Origin of the sequence: Saccharopolyspora sp. NPDC047091 (genome assembly GCF_040643635.1) — a bacterium.
In the GTDB taxonomy this organism is placed as follows: Bacteria; Actinomycetota; Actinomycetes; order Mycobacteriales; family Pseudonocardiaceae; genus Saccharopolyspora_C.
The window spans coordinates 25669-47051 of sequence record NZ_JBEYUS010000038.1 but is presented as its reverse complement, the minus strand read 5'-3'; the positions used below and the strand labels follow the sequence as shown (position 1 = coordinate 47051).

The 21383-nt window shown below is 70.7% G+C and carries 17 protein-coding genes, 1 tRNA gene and 3 CRISPR repeat arrays (1 of these 21 running past the window's edge); of the genes, 7 read left to right on the top strand and 11 right to left on the bottom strand.

What is annotated here, in order from left to right:
* Positions 1 to 51 precede the first annotated feature (51 nt).
* From ABZ805_RS17740 to ABZ805_RS17725, 4 genes are all read right to left on the bottom strand, one after another.
* Positions 52 to 2133 carry an iron ABC transporter permease gene (locus tag ABZ805_RS17740; protein WP_358441076.1) on the bottom strand — a complete coding sequence of 694 codons (2082 nt, stop codon included), beginning with the start codon at positions 2131 to 2133 and terminating at the stop codon, positions 52 to 54.
* 7 nt (positions 2134 to 2140) lie between these two features.
* A complete protein-coding gene (locus tag ABZ805_RS17735) occupies positions 2141 to 3118 on the bottom strand; it encodes an iron-siderophore ABC transporter substrate-binding protein (protein WP_358441073.1) in 978 nt (325 codons plus the stop codon).
* Between the two features lie 35 nt (positions 3119 to 3153).
* Entirely contained in the window at positions 3154 to 3993 is an 840-nt protein-coding gene (locus tag ABZ805_RS17730; RefSeq protein ID WP_358441070.1) for an ABC transporter ATP-binding protein, read from the bottom strand.
* Positions 3994 to 4082: 89 nt separating this feature from the next.
* Positions 4083 to 6119, bottom strand: coding sequence for an oligopeptide transporter, OPT family (locus ABZ805_RS17725; protein ID WP_358441068.1), 2037 nt, complete (start codon positions 6117 to 6119; stop codon positions 4083 to 4085).
* A gap of 301 nt (positions 6120 to 6420) precedes the next feature.
* Here ABZ805_RS17725 and ABZ805_RS17720 point away from each other — a divergent pair, with 301 nt between their 5' ends.
* Positions 6421 to 7449 (top strand): aldo/keto reductase, encoded by a 1029-nt coding sequence (locus ABZ805_RS17720; protein WP_358441066.1) that lies wholly within the window; start codon positions 6421 to 6423, stop codon positions 7447 to 7449.
* 18 nt (positions 7450 to 7467) lie between these two features.
* Here ABZ805_RS17720 and ABZ805_RS17715 read toward each other — a convergent pair whose 3' ends face one another.
* The gene (locus tag ABZ805_RS17715) at positions 7468 to 9282 is read right to left on the bottom strand and encodes a multicopper oxidase domain-containing protein (protein WP_358441063.1); all 1815 of its coding nucleotides are present in this window, start codon (positions 9280 to 9282) and stop codon (positions 7468 to 7470) included.
* Between the two features lie 294 nt (positions 9283 to 9576).
* Positions 9577 to 10563, bottom strand: a complete 987-nt coding sequence (locus ABZ805_RS17710; protein ID WP_358441060.1) for an MsnO8 family LLM class oxidoreductase — start codon at positions 10561 to 10563, stop codon at positions 9577 to 9579.
* Between the two features lie 166 nt (positions 10564 to 10729).
* Here ABZ805_RS17710 and ABZ805_RS17705 point away from each other — a divergent pair, with 166 nt between their 5' ends.
* A complete protein-coding gene (locus ABZ805_RS17705; protein WP_358441057.1) occupies positions 10730 to 12046 on the top strand; it encodes an MFS transporter in 1317 nt (438 codons plus the stop codon).
* A gap of 180 nt (positions 12047 to 12226) precedes the next feature.
* Complete coding sequence (locus ABZ805_RS17700) at positions 12227 to 12694, top strand: DUF1707 domain-containing protein (protein ID WP_358441054.1); 468 nt, start codon at positions 12227 to 12229, stop codon at positions 12692 to 12694.
* Positions 12695 to 12699: 5 nt separating this feature from the next.
* On the opposite strand, the gene ABZ805_RS17695 is transcribed toward ABZ805_RS17700, so the two are convergent.
* Positions 12700 to 13167, bottom strand: a complete 468-nt coding sequence (locus ABZ805_RS17695; RefSeq protein ID WP_358441051.1) for an NUDIX domain-containing protein — start codon at positions 13165 to 13167, stop codon at positions 12700 to 12702.
* A 36-nt stretch (positions 13168 to 13203) separates the two neighbouring features.
* Between ABZ805_RS17695 and ABZ805_RS17690 the strand changes: the two genes are divergently transcribed.
* The 3 genes from ABZ805_RS17690 to ABZ805_RS17680 all read left to right on the top strand — a co-directional run bounded on the left by ABZ805_RS17690 (position 13204) and on the right by ABZ805_RS17680 (position 15469).
* The gene (locus ABZ805_RS17690; protein WP_358441049.1) at positions 13204 to 14262 is read left to right on the top strand and encodes a DNA polymerase IV; all 1059 of its coding nucleotides are present in this window, start codon (positions 13204 to 13206) and stop codon (positions 14260 to 14262) included.
* Positions 14263 to 14320: 58 nt separating this feature from the next.
* Positions 14321 to 14394, top strand: a tRNA-Pro gene (locus tag ABZ805_RS17685).
* A gap of 115 nt (positions 14395 to 14509) precedes the next feature.
* Positions 14510 to 15469 (top strand): tyrosine-type recombinase/integrase, encoded by a 960-nt coding sequence (locus tag ABZ805_RS17680; RefSeq protein ID WP_358441046.1) that lies wholly within the window; start codon positions 14510 to 14512, stop codon positions 15467 to 15469.
* 134 nt (positions 15470 to 15603) lie between these two features.
* Here the strand turns inward: ABZ805_RS17680 and ABZ805_RS17675 are convergent, their stop codons facing one another.
* From ABZ805_RS17675 to ABZ805_RS17665, 3 genes are all read right to left on the bottom strand, one after another.
* A complete protein-coding gene (locus ABZ805_RS17675) occupies positions 15604 to 15876 on the bottom strand; it encodes a hypothetical protein (protein WP_344926911.1) in 273 nt (90 codons plus the stop codon).
* On the bottom strand, positions 15869 to 16816 hold the full coding sequence (locus tag ABZ805_RS17670; protein ID WP_358441042.1) for a tyrosine-type recombinase/integrase: 948 nt from the start codon (positions 16814 to 16816) through the stop codon (positions 15869 to 15871). The genes ABZ805_RS17675 and ABZ805_RS17670 overlap by 8 nt, the downstream gene beginning before the upstream one ends.
* Before the next feature lie 251 nt (positions 16817 to 17067).
* A CRISPR array of direct repeats spans positions 17068 to 17340; the repeat unit is 29 nt; unit sequence CGGATCACCTCCACGCGCGTGGAGAGCAC.
* A 149-nt stretch (positions 17341 to 17489) separates the two neighbouring features.
* The gene (locus ABZ805_RS17665; protein WP_358441039.1) at positions 17490 to 17750 is read right to left on the bottom strand and encodes a hypothetical protein; all 261 of its coding nucleotides are present in this window, start codon (positions 17748 to 17750) and stop codon (positions 17490 to 17492) included.
* A gap of 244 nt (positions 17751 to 17994) precedes the next feature.
* A CRISPR array of direct repeats spans positions 17995 to 18450; the repeat unit is 30 nt; unit sequence CCGGAACACCTCCACGTGCGTGGAGAACAC.
* Positions 18451 to 18933: 483 nt separating this feature from the next.
* Between ABZ805_RS17665 and ABZ805_RS17660 the strand changes: the two genes are divergently transcribed.
* A complete protein-coding gene (locus tag ABZ805_RS17660) occupies positions 18934 to 19995 on the top strand; it encodes a hypothetical protein (RefSeq protein ID WP_358441036.1) in 1062 nt (353 codons plus the stop codon).
* Between the two features lie 37 nt (positions 19996 to 20032).
* Here the strand turns inward: ABZ805_RS17660 and ABZ805_RS17655 are convergent, their stop codons facing one another.
* Entirely contained in the window at positions 20033 to 20608 is a 576-nt protein-coding gene (locus ABZ805_RS17655) for a DUF6461 domain-containing protein (RefSeq protein ID WP_358441033.1), read from the bottom strand.
* 577 nt (positions 20609 to 21185) lie between these two features.
* Positions 21186 to 21383: a CRISPR direct-repeat array (repeat unit 29 nt; unit sequence CGGACCACCTCCACGTGCGTGGAGAGCAC) (it continues 1051 nt past the right edge of the window).

Below are 21383 nucleotides of genomic sequence, written 5' to 3'. Positions count from 1 at the left end.
CCGGTCGAATGGGCCATTCACCTGGTGCGGATCAGCGGGTCCGGGTGCCGATCAGCGGGTCCGGGTGCGGGACAGCAGCCACACGAAGTACGGCGCGCCGATCAGCGCCGTCATCATCCCCGCGGGCAGCTGCGCCGGGGCGATCGCCGCGCGGCCGACCACGTCGGCCACGCACACCAGCACTCCGCCCAGCAGCGCCGCCACCGGCAGCATCCGGGAATGCCGCCTGCCCACGATCGCGCGCGCCGCGTGCGGGGCGATCAACCCCACGAACGCGATCACCCCGACCCCGGCCACCGCGGTACCGGTCAGCAGCACCGCGCAGCACAGCAGCAGCAACCGCGCCCCCGGCACGTGCACGCCCAGCACCCGCGGCGTCTCCTCGTCCACCGACAGCAGGTCCAGCTCGCCGCGGGCGCGCACCAGCACCGGGACCAGCACCAGCAGCGCCAGCGCCATCGGCACCAGGTGCTCGTAGGTGCGCCCGTAGGTGGAGCCGCCCAGCCAGGTCAGCGCCTTCGTCTCGTTCCACGGATCGGACAGCGTGATCAGCAGCGTCACCAGCGCCTGGGCCGCGGCCTGCACGCCGAACCCGATCAGCACCAGCCGTTCGCCCGCGAACCCGCCCTTCGCGGCCATCGCGAACACCACGAGCGTCGCCACCGCCGCACCGAGCCCGGCACCACCGGCCAGCACCCAGAACCCGGCGCCGGACCACACGGTGATCACCGTGATCGCGCCGAGCCCGGCACCTCCGGCGACACCGATGATCCCCGGCTCGGCCAGCGGATTCCGCGCCACGGCCTGGATCGAAGCGCCGGACAGCGCCAGCGCCGCTCCCGCCAGCACCGCCGCGACCACCCGCGGCACCCGGTTCGACATCACGTTGCTCACGATCGGCCCCGCCTGCCCGCTCACCCAGTTCGCCAGGTCGCCGAGCAGCAGCAGGACGTCGCCCAGCAGCACCGCCCCGATCACCACCGCGACCAGCAGCAGCACCAGCCCGCCGACGACCAGCCGCACCCGGGCCGCCGACACGCCGCCGCGCACCCCCGCCGCCGGGGGTTCCGCGGCCGAGGCGGACACCCGGATGTTGCGGCACAGCACCACCAGGAACACCGCGCCGATCAGCGTGGTCGCCACCCCGGTCGGGATCTCCAGCGCGCTCTGCGCCCCGATCAGCGCGCGCAGCAGCACGTCCGCGCCCACCAGCAGCACCACGCCCATCGCTCCGGAGATCGGTAGCAGCGCGGCGTGCCGGTGCAGACCGGGAACCCGGTTCGCCAGCAACCGCACCACGGCGGGCGCGGCGAGCCCGACGAACCCCACCGGGCCCGCCAAGGTCACCGAGGCCGCCGCCAGCAGCACCGCCAGCGCGATCGAGGCGAACCGGATGCGTCCCACGTGGACGCCGAGGGTCCGCGCGTGGTCGTCGCCGAGGTACACCAGGTCCAGCCGCCGCGACAGCAGCAGCAGGAGCACGAGCGCCACGCCCATCACCGGGGCGACGTCCTCGATCCCGCCCAGCCCGGTCTGCCCGAGCGAACCGGAACCCCAGGCGAACAGCCCCTGCGTCTCCTGGTCGAACAGCAGCAGCAACATCCGCGTCAGCGAGTGCATCGCCAGCGCGATCGCGGTCCCGGCCAGCACCAGCCGCACGATCCCCGTGCCACCCATCCCGGACAGCGAGATCACCAGCAGCGCCGCGCCGAGCCCGCCGACGAACGCGATCGCCGTGGTGCCCAGCACCGGGAACGACACGCCGAACGCGGCGACCGCGACGATCGCCAGGTGCGCCCCGGCGTCCACGGCGAGCGTGTCCGGGGAGGCCATCACGTTGCGCGCCACCGATTGCAGCACCGCACCCGCGATGCCGAGGGACGCGCCGACCAGCAGCGCGGTGAGCAGCCGCGGCAGCCTCGACTCGAGCACGACGGCCGCGGTGTCCTCGGCGCCGCCGCCGAGCACCAGGTGCAGCAGCCCACCCAAGTCCACTGTGGACGTACCTTGGGTGAGGTGCACCGCGGAACCCAGCAGGATCAGCGCGGCCAGCGCCACCACCAGCAGCACCAGCGGCGCGCCCCGCCGGACGGTCGCGACCGGCGGGGCGGGCGGGCGGACGAGCGTCGTCACCGCGGGACTACGCCTTCAGCGCCGCGATCGCGGCGTCGACGTACTGCTCCATGGACTTCGGGCCGCCGAACATCCACAGCGAATCGGGCAGGCGCTCCACCTTGCCGCTGCGCACGAACGGCAGGTTCTTCCAGATCGCGTTGTCCTTGAGCGTCTCGCCGTAGGCGTCGGTCTCCGACCCGTTGGCCTCGTACCAGAACCGCACGTCCGGCAGCCGGGTGAGCCCTTCCACGTCGGCGGAGGCGAGGCCGTATTCGGGGTCGCCCGCCATCGGCCACGGGTTGCGCAGGCCGATGCGGTCGAACACCTCGGAGACCAGCGAACCCTTCGCGAACGGCCGGATGCTCACCTCGCCGGAGGTCACGTAGGCGTCGGAGAACGCGACCGGGGTGTCCAGCGCGCCGGCCTGCTCGACCGCGGCGCGGCCTTCGGCGATCTTCGCGTCGAACTCGGAGCGCAACCGCCCGGCGGCGTCCTCGGTGCCGGTCGCCTTCGCGATCAGGTCCAGGTTCTGGAACATGGTGCCGATCGGATCCGGCGCGCCGCCGCCCTTGATCACGAGCACCGGTGCGATCTGCTCGACCTGCGCCAGCGCCGCTTCGCTGAGGCTGTCGGTGACGACCACCAGGTCCAGGTCCAGCGAGCCGAGCGCATCGAGGCTCGGTTCGCCGCGGGTGCCCAGGTCCTTCACCTCGGCGTCCAGCGGGGCGGCGCCCACCCACTTGCCGTATCCGTCCACATCGGACGCTCCGACGGGCATGACGCCGAGGGACACCAGGTTCTCCGTGCCGTTCCACTCGGTGGCCGCGACCCGCTTCGCGGGCCCGTCGAGGCGGACCTCCTCGCCGCGGGAGTCGACGACCGTCACCGGATCGCCGCCGCTCGCGGACTTCTCCCGGCCACCTGCCTGCTCGGTGGTACCGCAGCCCGCCGCGAAGAACGCGGCGGCCGCGCACAGCCCGATGATCGCTCTGGTCCTGCGCATGATTCTCCTACCTGGAGGGTGACCGGAGGTGCCGGTCAGGCCGAGGGGGCGCGAACGCCGGAGGTGTTGAAGCGGCCGACGGCGCGGGTGCGGAGGTGCCCGTCGGCGGGATCGACCTCGACGTCCACCTGGATGCCGTAGGCGCGGGTGAGGTTCGCCGAGGTGAGCACCTCGTCCGGCGCGCCCTCCGCGGTGACCCGCCCGTCCTCCAGCAGCAGCACCCGGTCGGCGACCGCCGCCGCCTGGTCGAGGTCGTGCAGCACCACGCCCACGCCGACCCCGTGCTCGTCGGCGAGCGCGCGGATCACGTCGAGGATCTCCACCTGGTAGCGCAGGTCGAGGAAGGTCGTCGGCTCGTCCAGCAGCACCAGCTCGGTGTCCTGGGCCAGGCAGCTCGCCAGCCACACCCGTTGCGCCTGCCCGCCGGAGAGCGCCTGCACCGGCCGGTCGGCGATCGAGGCGAGCCCGGTCAGCGCCATCGCGCGCTCCACGGCCGCGGGTCCGTCCGCGTCGCGGCCGCCCCAGCGGGAGCGGTGCGGGTGCCGCCCGAACTCCACCAGCTCGCGCACGCTCAACCCGCCCGGCGCGGTGCGCTGCTGCGACAACAGGGTGATCCGGCGGGCCAGGTCCTTCCCGGACAGCGCGCGCAGCTCGGCGCCGTCGGCGAACGACACCGCACCGGCGACCGGGGGATGCAGCCGGGCCAGCGCGCGCAGCAGCGTCGACTTCCCGCTGCCGTTCGGTCCGATCAGCACGGTGACCTCGCCCGCGACCAGCGAGATCGACGCGCCGTGCACCACGACGTCGCGACCGTAGGCGACGTCCACTTCGCGGGCGCGCACGCCGGCCGGTTGCTGCGATGGGTTCGAGGGCACAGCCGAACATTAAAGACAGGCTTGCCTAACCCACAAGGCCCCGTGGTCACCAGCACAGTCACCCGGACGGCCGCGCCCGGCCGGCGGGATCACTCCGACCTGCGCGCCGTCCGGTACAGCCACAGCACGAAGAACACGAACGCCGCCACCCCGAGCACGTCGGTGAGCACCGAGAACGACGACTCCGACAGGCCCAGCACCGCCGGGCTGATCGCGAACACGTCCGCGCTCTGCGCGATGGCGAACGGGATCGCCAGCACGATCCCCACCAGCGCCTCACCGGTGATCAGACCCGAGGCGAACAGCAGCCCCGGGCCGCTGCCGGACTCCGAACCGCGCTTGCGGCGGGCCACCAGGTACGCGATCACACCACCCACGAAGATCGGCACCGACAGCTCCAGCGGCAGGTACAGGCCCACCGCGACCGCCAGCACCGGCATCCGGAACGACGCGCCGCGCCGCTCCAGCAACCGGTCCGCGACGATCAGCGCGACCGCCAGCACACCGCCGGCGCAGATCATCCCCCACGGCAGGCCACCGCCGAAGACGCCCTTCGCGATGGAGCTCATCAGCGCGGCCTGCGGCGCCTGCAACGACTCCGACGGGTCCATGTCCGGCCGCGGGAACGAGTTCCCCATCCCGTACGCCGCGTACAGCACCGACAGGATCGGCGCGATGCACAGCGCCGAGACGACCACGCCCACCACCAGCATCACCTGCTGCTTGAACGGCGTCGCCCCCAGCAGGTGCCCGGTCTTGAGGTCGTGCAGGTTGTCGCCCGCGATCGCCGCCGCGCAGCTGACCACCCCGGAGATCAGCACCGCCGTCGACGCGGCGATCGTCGCCTTCGCCTCATCACCCGCGAAGTCGATCTGCACGCCCAGGATCACCAGCAGCAGCAGCGAACTCGCCAGCAGCGTCAGCACCGTCACCCCGGACACCGGGTTGTTCGACGAGCCCACCAGCCCCGTCATGTACCCCGACACCGAGGAGAACAGGAACCCCGCCACCAGCGCGAACAGCACCCCGAACGCGATCGTCGCGGCGAACAGGCCACCGCCGATCTCCAGCCGCGAGCGGTCCACCACGAACAGGAACACCAGCAGCACCGGCACCGCCATCGCCAGCGTGCCGTAGAGCAGCCAGTTCGCCGGGATGTCCCGCTCGGTGCGCGGCACCTCCCCCGCTCCTCCGCCGCGCTGGGCGCGGACCGCGGCCACCGAGGACCGGATGCTGGCGATCATCGGCCGCACCACCGACAGCAGCGCCCACACCCCGCCGACGGCCATCGCCCCCACACCGAGGTAGCGGATCTTCTCGTCCCACACCGCTTCCGCCGCGTCGTAGCCGGTCGCGTCCCCGACGATCGCGTGCAGCTGCGCCGGATCGGTGAACGCCATGTACAGCGGAATCCCGGCGAACCAGGCGAGGCCGCCGCCGAGGAACACCAGGAAGGCGATGTTCAGCCCCACGATGTAGCCGACACCGAGCAGCGCGACGCCCAGCTCGCTGCCGAGCCCGATCACCACGCCCCCGGCCTTCACCGACCCGGTCACCGTGGACGACACCAGCCCCAGCCCGCTCTGCAGGAACTTCAGCAGCGCACCGGCGAGGCCCGCGACGGTGATGTGCACCGCGCTGCGCCCGCCCCGCTCACCGGCCTTGAGCACCTCGGCGGTCGCGACGCCTTCGGGGAACCGCAGCGGTTTCTCCACGATGAGCGCGCGCCGCAGCGGCACCGTGAACAGCACGCCGAGCACCCCGCCGCACAGCGCGATCGTCGCCACCGGCAGGAACGGGAACCCGTCCCAGTAGCCCAGCAGCACCAGCGCGGGCAGCGTGAAGATCACGCCCGCGGCGAGCGACTCCCCGGCCGAGGCCGCGGTCTGCACGATGTTGTTCTCCACCACCGTCGATCCGCGCAGCAGCCGCAGCACCGCCATCGAGATCACGGCCGCCGGGATCGAGGCCGACACGGTCAGCCCGACCTTCAGCCCCAGGTAGGCGTTGGCCCCGGCGAGGATCGCCGCGAGGACGATGCCGAGGACCACAGCCTTGGCGGTGATCTCGCGCGGAGTCGAGCTCGCCGGTACGTGGGGTTCGTGCTCCGCGCTCGTCGGCTTCATGCTGCGGCCAATCCGTTCTCGGGGGTGCGACGAGGTCTGAACCTATCCCCGGAACCGCCCCCACCCGACCCGATGTCCACCGATCCGTTATCCGGAACACCACCGATCTCGGACATGCGACCACGAATGCGGCATTTTCCCGCAGCACCGACGGGCCGCATTCGCCGCACTGGCCCGATCGGGACCTCGCGCACCCATCCGATACCACCCGTGTTGCGATCCGGAACGAGGTTCCGTATCGTCGTTCCGGAACAACGTTCCGATTGTGTGGCGGGAGTGCCGCACCACCGAGAGGACCCCCGTGGAGTACCGCACGCTGGGCGGCACCGGCATCCAGGTCAGCCCCTACGCGCTGGGCGCGATGATGTTCGGAGCGCTCGGGAACCCCGACCACGACGACTGCACCCGCATCATCCACACGGCGCTGGACGCGGGCATCAACTTCATCGACACCGCCGACGTCTACGCCCGCGGCGAGTCCGAGGAGATCGTCGGCAAGGCCCTCGCCCACCGCCGGGACGACGTCGTGCTGGCCACCAAGGCGCACGGGGCCATGAGCGACGACCCGAACGCGCGGGGCAATTCGCGCCGCTGGATCACCCGGGCCGTCGAAGGGTCGCTGCGCAGGCTGGGCACCGACCACATCGACCTCTACCAGATGCACCGGCCCGATCCGGCGACCGATGTCGAGGAGACCCTGTCCGCGCTCACCGATCTGGTGCGCGCGGGCAAGATCCGGGCGTTCGGCTCCTCCACCACGCCCGCACACGAGATCGTGCAGGCCCAGTGGGTCGCCGAGCGGCGCGGGCTGCACCGGATGCGGACCGAGCAACCGCCGTACTCCCTGCTCAACCGCGGCATCGAACGCGACGTGCTCCCCGCGTGCGAGCAGTACGGCATGGGTGCCCTGGTGTGGAGCCCGCTGGCGCAAGGCATGTTGACCGGTCGGTACCGGAAGGGCACGTCCCCCGATTCGCGCCGGGCGAACTTCGGCTTCGCGCACCTGTCCGACGAACGCCGCATCGACGTCGTGGAACAGCTGATCCCGCTCGCCGCCGACGCGGGCATGCCGCTGTCCCACCTGGCCGTCGCGTTCACCATCGCGCACCCCGGCGTCACCTCCGCGATCATCGGTCCGCGGACCATGGAGCACCTGCGCGATCTCCTCGACGGGCTGGACCGCACGCTGTCCGACGACGTCCTGGACCGGATCGATGCGATCGTCCCGCCGGGCACCGATGTCGGCGCCCTGGACATGGCCTACGCCCCGCCGGCGATCACCGACCCCGCGCGGCGCCGCCGGCCCGCCACCACCCGGAGCGCCGCCTGAACCCCTACCGCGGCCTGCTCACGCCCCGCGGTAGGGCTCGTGCGGGTGCGAGCCCGGATGCGGGTGGAAGCGGGCGATCTCGCGCGGGTGCACGACGAACGGGCGCATCATGCCTTCGTCCTCGTGGTCGAGGATGTGGCAGTGGTACATGAACTGGCCGGTGGACTCGCCGAACCGCGCCAGCACGCTGACCCACTCGCCGCCGTCGACGACCGTGGTGTCCTTGCGGCCGCGTTCGAAGTCCTCCAGCGGGACGTCGGTGAACCCGGCGGCCGGGGTCCGGGTTCCGCCGAGTTGCAGGTCGAAGTCGGGGGTGAAGCGGCGGCGCGCCTGGATCTGGAACTGCACCAGGTGGATGTGCATCGGGTGCGGTGGCCCGCCGAAGCCGATGAAGTTCCACTCCACGACGGCGTCGTGCGCGATGAACACGCTGACCGCGTCGTCGAACAGCGACGCCACCCGGCGGAAGGTGCGGGTGCGCCCGGTGCGCGGATCGGTCACCTGCACCACGTCCGCGGCGGGCAGCGGCGGGATCTCGTGCTCGGCGAGCTCGCGCAGCTCCCACAGCTGCGGATGCGCCTCGCCGCCGGTGCCGGGCGGCACCAGCCCCACCCAGACCTGGTCGTGGTCGCCGGGCAGGTGCACCGGCCCCGCGGAGAGCACGTCGGGCAACCGGGAGGTGTCCCTCGCCCGGCCGCCCCGCACCCGGAACTGCATGACGTCCGGTTCGAGCGGGGCGTCGGCCGCGGTGTTGGTCAGCCGCAGCGACCGGTCGCGCGCCCGCCGGAAGTCGACGACGAGGTCGGCGCGTTCCGCGGGAGCCAGCACGAGCCCGTCCGCGGGCAGCGGGACCGGCCGGGGCAGCAGCCCGCCGTCGGTGCCGATCTGGCGCACCACGGCGTTCTCCGACGCGCCGTCGGCGTCGATCAGGTTCAGCCGGTAGAAGCGGGCGTTCGAGGTGTTGACCACGCGGAACCGGTACGCGGCCGGATCGACTTCGAGGTGCGGCCAGATCGTCCCGTTCACCAGCGTGAACGGTCCGGTGAACGGGATCATCGCGGTGCCGATCGCGGGCACCTTGAACAGCAGCCGCCCGGTGAGCTCGCCCGTCGCACCGGTGTCCAGGTTCCGGTCGCAGATCAGCAGCGGGACCTCTCGTTCCCCGTCCGGCAACCCCAGCGCCCGCTCCCGGTCGTCGCGGATCCAGTACGCGCCGAACAGTCCTGCGTGGACGTTCCAGCGCGTGACCGCCATCGCGTGGTCGTGGTACCAGAGCGCGGTGGCGGGCTGCCGGTTCGGATGCTCGGTGAGCTGCGAATGTCCGCGCAGCACCGCGTTGTGCGCCCAGCCGTCGCTGCCCGCGTTCGCGTCCGCGCCGTGCAGGTGCGTCACCAGCCAGGCGGGCAGCTCGGTCACGCCGTCGACGAGCGTGGCGCCGTCGGCCGGGCTCCCGTCGGGATTCCGCGGGTAGCCGGGTCGGTTCGCCGGCAGGTCCTCCGGTGGTGTCCCGGCCGGTGGTTGCGGGATCCGCACCGCGGCGAAGGGCATGGTGCCGGTGACCTCGTTGGTCCACGCGACCCGCAACATCCGGTCCCGGCGCACTTCGATGGTCGGCCCGGGGAAGTGCCCGTCGTAGGTCCACAGCACGGTTTCCGGCAGTTCGCCGTGCAGCCGCGCGCGGGAGGTGATCGCCCGGATCGTCAGGTCCGCGTCGCAGCCGTGCGCGGTGGGCCGCAGCACCGGTGGGACCGACAGCGGATCCAGGAACTTCGTCAGCCCGAACGTCGGACCGTCGGGCGCGGCCACCACCGGCCGCGTCGAGATCTCCACCATGGTTCGCCCCCTGGTCCGGCGCGGGAACCGCGGCGCCTCCCCGGGACGACCCGTTCCCGCGCGGCCGCTCACGGCTCCGCGCGCCCCAGGAACGGTGGTCCCACGCCGCGGCCCGCGGGCGGCCCCGGAAAACCGCCCGCAGGTGCTCAGTGGACCGGAGGATTCCGTTGGCGCACAAGGAATCGGCACCGTTGATCACCCGCTAGCGGGACGATGATCACTCGAACGGGAGCGGTCGGGCGAAGAACCGTTGCACCCCAGCACTTCCGGCCGCGACGATCTCCAGCGCGGCGGTCACGGCATCAGCTCCGCCAGCCGCCGGTACGAGTCCAGCAGCTCCTCCTCGTCGTGGCCGCTGGTGGTGATCAGCAGCTCGTCGGCGGCCACGTCGTCCAGCAGGGCCTGCAACCGGTCGGCGACCTCCGCCGCGGTGCCGTGCACGTGGCCGCGTATCGCCCGCTCGAACTGCTCGGCCTCCCGCCGGTCCATGCTCCGCGCCAGCACCTCATCCGCGGGTTCCAGCGGCGGGAACACGCCGTGCACGCAGGAACTCGCGGTGGCCCACGCCTCCGGCACCAGCAACCGCCGGGCCCGTTCGCTCGTCTCCGCGACGGCGACCGAGCGGGACAGCACCACGTGCGGACGTTCCGCCCACGGCGACGGCCGGAAGTGCTCGCGGTAGCCGTCGACGGCGCGCCGCAACGCCTCGTCCCCGCGCACCGCGGCGATCACCAGCGGCAGCCCGGCGGCGGCCGCGTGCTCGGCGCCCGCACCGGTGGCGAGCACGAACACCGGCACGTGCGTCCCGGCGGCGGGCATCGCGCGCACCGCGGCCTCCGGTCCGCCCGCGAAGTGGCCGAGCAGTTCCGCGAGCTGCTCGGCGAACCGGTCCGCGGAGTCGCGGCCGTGCCCGAGCGCCGCGCGGACCGCGGCGGTGAACCCGACCGAACGCCCCACGCCGAGGTCGATCCGCCCCGGGTGCAGCGACTCCAGCACGCCGAACTGCTCGGCCACGACCAGCGGCGGGTGGTTCGGCAACATCACCCCACCGGTACCCACCCGGATGCGGGACGTCGCCCCCGCCACGGCCGCGGCGAGCACGGCGGGCGCGGAACCGGCCACGCCCGGCACGCCGTGGTGCTCGGCCACCCAGAACCGGTGGTAGCCGAGCCGCTCGGCCTCGACCGCGAACCGGACGGTGCGGCGCAGGGATTCCGCCGGGCTCCGCCCTCGCAACACGAGCGAGCGGTCCAGCACGGAGAAGCGCAGCGGGGTCGTCACACCGCTCTCAACGCCGCCGCACCCCGGCTCGATTCCGCCCGGGACGCGCTCGGTGTCCGATCCCACGTCCACCGGATGAGACTCGGTTCCCGCTAGATGGGCAGCGGGGGTTACCCTGCGTGTGCTCACTTCTGGTCTGAACGTGTGAACAGGGAGGTTCCGGACCATGGCGGTCGGCCACGTTCCCGGTGACGTCGCGGATGGCACCGCGCCGCGCAATTCCACTCGCCAAGTCGTGGTGGCCAGCCTCGTCGGAACCTCGATCGAGTTCTACGACTTCTACGTCTACGCCACCGCCGCCGTGCTGGTGTTCCCGAAGTTGTTCTTCCCCGCGGGCGACCCGGCCGCCGCCACCTTGCAGTCGCTGGCGACCTTCGCCATCGCCTTCATCGCGCGCCCGGTCGGCTCCGCGCTGTTCGGGCACTTCGGCGACCGCATCGGCCGCAAGTCCACGCTGGTCGCCTCGCTGCTGACGATGGGCGTCTCCACCGTCGTCATCGGGCTGCTGCCCGGCTACGCCTCCATCGGGGTCGCCGCGCCGCTGCTGCTCGCGCTGTGCCGGTTCGGCCAGGGCCTCGGCCTCGGCGGCGAATGGGGTGGCGCGGCGCTGCTGGCCACCGAGAACGCTCCCGCGCGGAAGCGGGCCTTCTTCGGGACCTTCCCGCAGCTGGGCGCGCCGATCGGCTTCTTCGTCGCCAACGGCCTGTTCCTGCTGCTGTCCGAGACGATGGACGACGCCACGTTCCTCGCCTGGGGCTGGCGGGTGCCGTTCCTGGCCTCCGCGATCCTGGTCATCGTCGGGCTGTGGGTGCGGCTGAGCCTGCACGAGACGCCCGCGTTCGCGAAGGTCGTCGAATCCGGTGCGCGCGCCAAGGTCCCGTTCGTGCAGGTGTTCCGGACCGGCCTGAAGGGCCTGGTGCTGGGCACGTTCATCATGCTGGCGACCTACGTGCTGTTCTACCTGATGACCGTGTTCACCCTGTCCTACGGCACCGCGGAGTCCGGACTGGGCTACAGCCGCTCCGAGTTCCTGGTGTTCCTGCTGGTCGGCGTCGTGTTCTTCGGGTTGACGGTGCCGGTGGCCGGGCTGCTGGCGGACAAGTTCGGCCGCCGCCCCACGCTGCTGATCATCACCGGGGCGATCATCGTGTTCGGGCTGCTGATGGGCCCGTGGTTCGGAGCCGGTTCGGAGCCGGCGGTGCTGACCTTCCTCATCGTCGGGCTCGGGCTGATGGGCCTGACGTTCGGGCCGATGGGCGCGGTGCTGCCCGAACTGTTCCCGACCGCGGTGCGGTACACGGGAGCTTCGGTGTCGTACAACCTGGCGAGCCTGCTCGGCGCGTCCGTCGCGCCCTACATCGCGACGTGGCTGGCCGGTTCCTACGGCGTCGGCTGGGTCGGTGTGTACCTGGCCGCGATGGGCGCGCTGACGTTCATCGCGCTGCTGCTGAGCCGGGAGACGCGGGACTCCGCGCTGGACTGACCGATCTCGTCCCGACGGCCCCTCCGCACCGGAGGGGCCGTCGGTCGTTCAGCCGGATTCCGCCGCAACAGCCCGGCTTCTCGGCCGAGTCGTCCCGGCTCGAAGTCCGATCCGCCACCCGCCACCGCCGACCTAGCGTCGCACCCGAGCCGCCGACCGCCGGCGGCACGAGGATTCGAGGTGAGCGCAGTGACCCACGCGGACCTTCCCGCCCGGGACGGCGACATCCGCCTGTCGGACGCCGACCGGGCGCAGGGCATGCGGCTGCTCAACGAGCACGTCGCGGCGGGATGCCTCACCTCCGAGGAGTTCGGCGACCGCGCCGTGCAGCTCGAACAGGCCCGCACCCGCGCCGAACTGCTCGTTCCGTTCCACGACCTCCCGCAGCCGCGCCCCCGCTTCGGCGACGTCGTCCCGGCGCAGCGCGGCACCCCTCCCCCCACCGCGCTCCCTGCCGCCGAGCCGACCCGCCCGACTCCGCACCTGCGCTACTTGATCACCGCCGTGGGGGCCCCGTGCGCGATCGTCGGCGCGATCACCGGACTGGCGGCGGCCGCGTCCGAACCGTCCCTGCTGGTGCTGGCGACCCTGGTCGTGCTCGGGCTGTACCTCGTGCTGCTGGTCGCCGGGCACCTCTCGGCGCGCTGAGCCGGTCACGCCAGGCCGAGGGCGCGCAGCAGCCGCGGCACGAACTCGGCCTGCGCCGCCACCAGCTTCCGCCGCGCCGCGTCCGGGTCGAACCACTCCGCCCGGTCCACCTCCGGGAAGTTCGCGGTCCGCCCGGAACGCGGCGGCCACGGCAACTCCACCTCGTTGCTGCGCAGCAGCGATACGTCGACATCACCCGCCGCGGCCCAGGCGGTCACCACCTTGCCGCTCTTCTGACGGACCTCACCGAGATCCAGCAGCGCACCCGCAGGCGGGCGGAAGCCGGTCTCCTCCTCGAACTCGCGCAGCGCGGCCGCCAACGGCTCCTCGTCGGAGTCGTACTCGCCCTTGGGCAGCGACCAGGCGCCCAGGTCCTTGTTCCGCCAGAACGGGCCGCCCGGGTGCACCAGCAGCACCTCCGGAGAACCCGCGCGCATCCGGTACAGCAGGACACCCGCGCTGCGCTTCGCCATCCGGCGACCGTACCGCCGGGCGCGCACGCTGGAGCCGTGGAACGGGTGGTGCTGCACGCGGACCTCGACCAGTTCATCGTCGCCGTGGAACTGCTGCGACGCCCCGAACTGCGCGGCAAGCCCGTCCTCGTCGGCGGAACCGGCGACCCCACCCGACGCGGCGTCGTCGCCGGAGCGTCCTACGAGGCCCGGAAGCACGGCGTGCACTCCGGAACACCGCTGCGCACCGCCGCGAAGCGCTGCCCCGAAGCGATGTTCCTGCCGCTGGACGCCGACGCCTACCGCGCGGCGTCCGAGACCTACTACGCGGCACTGCGCGAACGCTGCGACGTCGTGGAGGAAGCGGGCTGGGACGAGGCCTACCTCCAGCTCGACACCGACGACGCCACCCGCGCGGCCACCGAACTGCGCGCGCACGTGCACGCGCGCACCGGGCTGCACTGCTCCGTCGGCATCGGCGACAACAAGCTCCGCGCCAAAACCGCCTCCGGATTCGCCAAACCCCCGGCGGGAACCGGCGTGCACCGGCTCGACCGGCACAACTGGGCGACCACCATGAACGAACTACCCGTGGACGCCCTGCGCGGAATCGGCCGCCGCACGACCGCGAGGCTCGCCGCCCACGACCTGCACACCGTCGGCGAGCTCGCCGCCGCCGACCGCTCCGCCCTCGCCGAGACCTTCGGCCCCCGCAACGGTCCGTGGCTCGTCGCCGTCGCCCGCGGCTACGACCCCACACCCGTCGACCCCGAGCCGTACCGACCGCGCTCCTACGGCCGCGAGATCACCTTCCAAGAGGACGTCACCGACCCGGAACTCCTGCGCGCCGAACTCACCCGCCTGGCCGCCCTCGTCTCAGCCGACCTCACCGAACACGCACTGCTGGCCGGCCGCGTCGTCGTCAAGGTCCGCGACTCCCGCTTCCGCACCCGCAGCCACGCGCACGGCCTCCCCGCCCCCACGAGCTCATCCCGAGCCCTCGCCCAGGCGTCCCACGAAGCGCTCACCGCATTCGCACTCGACCACCCCACCCGTCTCATCGGCACCCGCGCAGAGCTCCTGACCAGCGCAGATCCATTAACGGAGGGGGGATGAAGATCCTCTGCGGACTGTGCGCTAAGCTTTCCACACACCGCAAGACAGAGGGTGTGGCCGGGACGTGGCGCAGCTTGGTAGCGCACTTGACTGGGGGTCAAGGGGTCGTGGGTTCGAATCCCGCCGTCCCGACGGTCTAGAGGGTCTTCGCAGGTCAGACACTGCGGAGGCCCTCTTTTCATGATCTTGGTCGGTTCTTCGAAGTCGAGCACGCCGTTGCTGGACCACTTGACTTCGGAGGTTTCCGATGCCCCTTCTCGATCTTGATCGGCTCACCGGAGAGCTGTCCCCGACGTGGTCCGGATACCTGCGCGACTGGGACCGCGCACTGCGATCCGGCAACCACCCCGAGACCACCCGCTACAACTACCTGCTGGCCGCCTCCCAGCTCGCCCGCTACGTCGCCGAGCACTCGCCGGACCCCGACGCCGCCGACGCGGCCGAGGACCCCGCCGAGATCACCAAGGCCCACGTCGAAGCGTTCCAGGCCTGGATCATCGACACCCGCTCCGCCTCGACCGCGGTGAACAAGCACAAGTGCCTGCAGCAGTTCTTCAAGTGGCTCATGCTCGACGAAGAGGAGATCGACCGCTCCCCCATGGAACGGGTCAAGCTCCCCAAGACCCCCGCGAAGCTCGTGCCCGTCGTCGAGGCCGACGTGACCGGCCGCCTCCTGGAGGCGTGCAAGGGCAAGGACTTCCTCAGCCTGCGGGACCAGGCGATCATCCGGCTGTTCTGCAACACCGGGGCACGGCTCTCGGAGGTCGCGAACCTGACCCTCGACGACGTCGACCTCAAGACCGACTCGCTCGTCTTCCACGGCAAAGGCGCCAAAGACCGCCGCGTCCGCCTCGGCGCCCGCACCGCCCGCGCCCTGAGCCGCTACCTGCGGGCCCGCGCCAAGCGCAAGGGAGCCGACCTGCCGAACCTGTGGCTCGCCGACCGCGGCGGCATCCCGCTGCACGCCAACGGCATCAAGATCCGCCTCAAGCGCCTCGGCGAAAAGGCAGGACTCCGCGGACTGCACGCGCACCGCTGGCGCCACACCTTCGCCCACGAGTGGAAGCGCGCCGGCGGCGACACCGGCGACCTCATGCTCCTGCTCGGCTGGAGCTCCGATGCGATGCCCCGGCACTACGGCGCCAGCGCCGCCGCCGAACGCGCGCAGGAAACCCAGCAACGCATGGGCATCGGCGATCACGTGTGACGGCCGGTGAGCAGCCCGGGAACGGGCGCCTGCCGCACGATTGAGCAGTACTGGACGCCTGTGCGCCCCGACCGCGACGGCCGGGGCGCACAGGCACCGCAATCGACTCCGACTTCACCGAGCCCGGACAGGGATCAGCGTTCCTCTTGCTTCTTCTTCCGCCGCGCCCGCGCCGACAGCTCCGCGAGCTTGAGCATGTGGGCCTGGCGCGCGTGGCGGGCGCGTTCCGCTCGTTCCTCGGGGGCGAGGACTCCGTCGGCATCGACCTGGTGCTCGAACCGGGACAGGAACGCCTGCGTTCCCGGCTGCGTCCGCGCCGCGCGGTCGGAGGTGTTGGCCCACGAGATGTGCGCGGCCCGCCTCGCCCGGCGCCGCCGCTGGGAAGCGGTGAACTCGCCGTCAGACATCGTCACCGATCCCCATCCGCAGCTGGACCTCCTGGGCCCGCTCGGCCGCCGCGCTCGCGCCGTAGTGGCGCGGCATCGCATCCGAAGTCCAGCCCAGCAGCAACATCAGATCTCCGGTGTCCCCACCGGCGCGCTTCCACTCGTGCGCGAAGGTGTGCCGCCACCGGTGGGCGTGCACGTCGGCGACCCCGGCGAGCTCACCCAGCCTCTTGAGCCTGATCTTGATGCCGTTGGCACCCAACGGCCCCCCGCCCCGCGCGGCCAGCCACACGTTCGGCAGCCCGGACCCCGGATGCTTCGCACGAGCCCGCAGGTAACGGCTCAGGGCGCGGGCGGTCTTGTGCCCGAACCGCACGCGACGGCTCTTCGCCCCCTTCCCGCGGTACACCACCGAATCGGTGCCGAAGTCCAGGTCCTCGACCGACAGCTCCGCCACTTCCGCGAGCCGGGCGCCGGTGTTGCAGTAGAGCCGGATGATCGCCTCATCACGCAGGCTGACGAAGTCCTTCCCCTTGCACTCCCCCAGCAACTTCTTCGTCTCGGCCTGCCCCATGACCGGGATCAACTTCACGTCCTTCTTCGGCTGCCGGATCCGCTCCATCGGCGACCGCTCGAGCTCCTCCTCGTCCTCGACCAGCCACCGGAAGAACTGCTGCAGGCACTTGTGCTTGTTCAGCGCCGTCGAACGCGACCGCGTCTCGATCATCCACGCCTGGAACTCCTCCACCTGCTCACGGACCACCTCGGTCGGATCGACCGCACCCGGCGCATCGGCGTCACGCTCGCCCAGGTACCGACCGAGCTGCACCACCGCGAGCAAGTAGTTGTACCGGGTCGTCTCCGGCTTCCCGGCCGCCCGCAACGAACGATCCCAATCGCGGACGAACCCGGCCCACTCCGGCGGAAGAGCCGCCACGAGCTGATCGAGCTTGATGGCCATCCAGATCTCCTGGTCACTACCTCCGACAGGTTGCAGAGGAAACCCACGACGGCCGCCGAACCAGCGATGATCGGTCACCACGAGACCACCAGGACATCCGCAAGATCGACCGCCGCCCACCACAAGACGGGACCGAACCTAGCGGAACGCGCGACACGATTTCCTCTCTAGCGGAAACCTAAGTCGGCGAAGCACCCCCGTCAATCAAGCTCGACCAACCACCAACCCCCGGATGCAGCGACACGGCCCGTCAGCTCACCTCCACGTGCGTGGAGAGCACGGCTGGGACGCGTTCGGCGGCATCAAGGCGGGCGGATCACCTCCACGTGCGTGGAGAGCACACGGTGACCGTGGTCGTCGGCCCCGAGCGGTTCGGATCACCTCCACGCGCGTGGAGAGCACCGGTTCATGCCGAGGTAAGTTTCCGCCACGAACGGATCACCTCCACGCGCGTGGAGAGCACGTGCCCGCAGCATTCGACCGCACACCGGTGGTCGGATCACCTCCACGCGCGTGGAGAGCACCCTTCGCGAACTGGGGTTTTAGGAACGGCGTTGCACGTTTTCGAAGGGGCGCATGCCGCGACGGTAGCGCACAGGCACGTCCGCCCGCGGCTTGCCGACAGCTCCGGCGATCGGTGCCACCGACTTCGTCGAGCCGCTCGGCCACCCGGTCACCGTGGTCGCAGGCCGAGGGCTTGGAGGAGCTCGGCGACCCACACCAGGGTGTGTTCGTTCATGTGCTCGCCGGTGGCGTGCATCCGTTTGAGCGTGTTCCACGACGACGTCAGCTGACCGAGGGTGAGCTGTTCAGTGGCAGGAGCCCTGTAGGGGTCGTAGCGGGCTTCACGGGGAATGGACCAGAAGAAGTCCTCCTCGAGTTCGACGACGTCTCCGACGCGCTCCTCGAGGTTGTCCAAGGCTTCGTTGAACACCTGGCGCAACGTCTCCAACGAGACTGAGCAATCATCCGCGCTCACAGCTCACCCCCTGAAACTGCTCTCCCCAAACCACGACAGCAACATCCAGGCACTGCGAGCGACGAAGTAATTGCGCCGCATCGTCGTCCTCCACGACCACAGCCGCCTGACCGCTACCTACCAAGTAGAACAAGCCCATCCCCAAGGCGGACAAGAACACGTTCACACCCGTCACTCGACACCGCCCGCCTCCTGCGAAACAACCTCCTCCACGGGCGTGGAGAGCACGGCGCCCAGGTCACGGTGGAGACCTCCCCGGATGGAACACCTCCACGCGCGTGGAGAGCACCGAGCGTTCGCGCACGGCACCGGCAAGGGCGCCGGAATACCTCCACGTACGTGGAGAGCACTGGCGGGACGCGGCGGTGCCGCAGTGGCGGCACGGAACACCTCCACGTGCGTGGAGAGCACACCACGTCCTCGCCGAGCGACGGGCATTGGTCCGGAACACCTCCACGTGCGTGGAGAACACTGACCCGAAGGAAGACGACGAGGCTGTTCCGGCGGAACACCTCCACGTGCGTGGAGAACACGAATGGAGAGTTGTGCGTTCAAGGCACAACTCCGGAACACCTCCACGTGCGTGGAGAACACCGGCGCGATCAGGTGCGTCCGGTTCATCGACCCGGAACACCTCCACGTGCGTGGAGAACACCCTTCGCGAACTGGGGTTTCAGGAAGGCCGTTGCACGTTTTCGAAGGGGTGCATGCCGCGACGGTAACGCACCTCCACGACTCCCCGGGGCAACAGCCGGCCGCCGATTACGTCGCGGATCGAAGCTCACCAGCGGAAAGCCGGCCACGTAGCTCGCCGAGGAACGCCCCCACCTTCGCGCCGCGCTGTGGGCTCCGTACCTCGCTTCAACGCCCGTCCCCGCAAGATTGGGCAACACTGCTCCAAACGAGCTAGCTTTCGTTCCGTTTGAAAATTCTCCAGCGTCGCACCGCGCGCTCCTCTTAGCCTGCCGGGGCAAGATCGCTTGCTATCCGAGGGGACGACGTGCGCCTGAGACGGTGTGCCGCTTCGTTAGCGGCCTTGACCTTGATCGTAGTTGGATTCGGAGAATCCCCCGCATTCGCAGCACGGACCGACGTCACGAGCGCTCCATCAGGAGCCGAGAACTCGTACCGGCTCGAGGTGGCGTTCGACGAACCTGCCGCCCCGGGCGGTCGTGCCGCACAAGTAGACGCGCAAGACCTGGTGTGCGCGGGCTTTCCCGATGGCCAGTGGCAGATCGACCGGTTCCGCGGGTGCTGGCATGCCGGACTGACCTACACGGCGCGAGACATCCGCACCGGTGCTCCGGTCGGCTCCGCCCATGTGACGATCACTCAGGACTTCCAGCTCGCGAACAACCGGACCACGTGGGTGGAGACGGACACGCTTCGCATGGACAGCGCGAACGACGTGGTCGCCGCCGGCCTGTCCGCGACGTGGACCGCGGGCTGCAGCTCGAACTGCCAAGCCACTCAGCCGGTCCCCTTCGCTCCCGGAACGTGGTTGAGCCCGGGTCAGACGCTGACCGGCACGACCGAGTTCTCCAATCCGCAGGCTCGCGGCGGCATCGACCACTTCGCGCCTGGTTACACCTTGGAACTGCTCTCCCCCGGTTCCATCGGCGATGCCCCTGCCGTGTGGGCGACCCCGCAGTTGCGGTGTGACGCCCAGGTGGGACGCAGCGCCGGGTGCGTCGTCACCGACGCGATCCCCACCTACGAGGTCAACAGCTCGACCAACCCGGTCGGCGCGTTCGGCATCCGCTGGGCTCAGGAGAACCTGGCCGGCCACCCTGGTGTTCCCGGCGGGGAACCACTGCACCGCTTGGCGAATCGCAGCCAGCAGAGCAAGAACCGCTTCACCGTCTGCGGTACCGGCTGGACGCCGGATCTCCTCACCGTTCCCACCGACAGCTGCGACGAATATCCCTTCGCGGCCACTCGGGAAGGCGGGAGCATGCCTGGGCCTGACTGCGCCGAGCTGAAACCACACGTCAACCTCCTGTCCCTTCCCTTCGAAGTCCAAACAGGACCCGACGGTGCACCGATCGCCGACCTGGTTCACGCGCCCGCACCCGAGACGACCTGCGCACGAGTCCACGTCCCGTTGACGCAGAACACGTACATCGGTGGCGATCTCGGACGGTTCGTCACCGCCCAGCGGATCGTCGACAACGGTCCCTACTGGGTTTCGGCAGCCTGACCGCCCGGGTGAGGGCAGCGGCCCGGCGCCACTGCCCTCACCTCGGTGAGCTGACCAGCCCGGTCTGCAGCCGAGCGTCGAACATCATCTCCTCGGTCAGCTCCACGCCGCACACCTCCCGAGCGAGCGCCATCGTCGCCGCACGCACGGACTCGGCGATCTCGCCCGCGACGAGACCCACGTCGGCCATTTCCGCCAAGAACCGATCCGGCTCACTACCAAACCGATTCGCGGGAATCGAGGTCTCCACGACCGTCGTCACCTGGCCGTTCTCCGCGAAGTAGAACAAGTCCATTCCCGACGCCGACGAGAACACGCACACCACCCGGGTGCCCGTCGACAACGCGGGCAGGGTCGCTTCGTTCACCCCGGCGTTCGCATCGTGCTCGACGAGCGCGGTCCACCCACCGCACCGACCGGCCCGCACCACCGCGGCGCCACCGGAATCTCCCGCGAGCTCGTCAGCCTCGGCCGCGGACGACGCGGGGCAAGTGTCCGCCTCCGCACCGATCCGCCGAAGCGCCTCACCCGGGTCGACACCCTCGACGAACGAGACGCTGTAGCCGACGATCGAATCATCATCCAACCAGCCGAAGTCATCAGCAGACGTCATGATCGGACCCTAACCGCATTCCGGCGCACATGGCATCGACATAAGCCACGACCACGCGCAATGGAGCGTTGCACCTCCCGGTCACCGGTTCCGATGCGCTCCCACCGAGAACGGTCTGCATGAGCTCGATCCGGAACGCATCGGCCGGAACAAGCTTCGGCCGCGCGAGATCGCCGACCAACGCAGTCCAGTTCGCCCATGGTTGGGCAATGACGAACGAGACGGGCTTCGCCAGTGTCCTTGCGCGGCGCTGCAACCTCGCCCCTGGTCAAGCGAGCGTTGCGAGCGGCATCCGTCGACTCGACGAAGCTGACGCCTCACGAGGTGGCTCGACGACCGGAGTCATCAACGCTGCGGTTGCCCCGCAGCGACATCCGGCCGCCGAGCCGTTCGGGGTGCTGGTCAGTACGGCAATGCCGTACTAGCCGGCACCAGCCCGTGAACCAGGACTAAGGATCACGTAGACCACGATCCGCATGGTCTTGCACCATTCATCGCAGCAGCATCCATGCCGGAACACGCGCGTCTCCTTTGCGCAGTCGGCCCGTAGATGGTCGGAAGAGCAGTGGCTTGATTGACCAACTGTTCCGAACGCGTGGAGAGCACAGGCGTTTGACGAACGCGGCGAACTCCGGCGCCGGACCACTTCCACGCGTGCGGAGAGCACGACGTTCGCCCCGACCAACGGGAACGTGAGCTCGGACCACCTCCACGTGCGTGGAGAGCACCGCCAGGCATCGACGACGGCGCGGGCGCCGGGCGGACCACCTCCACG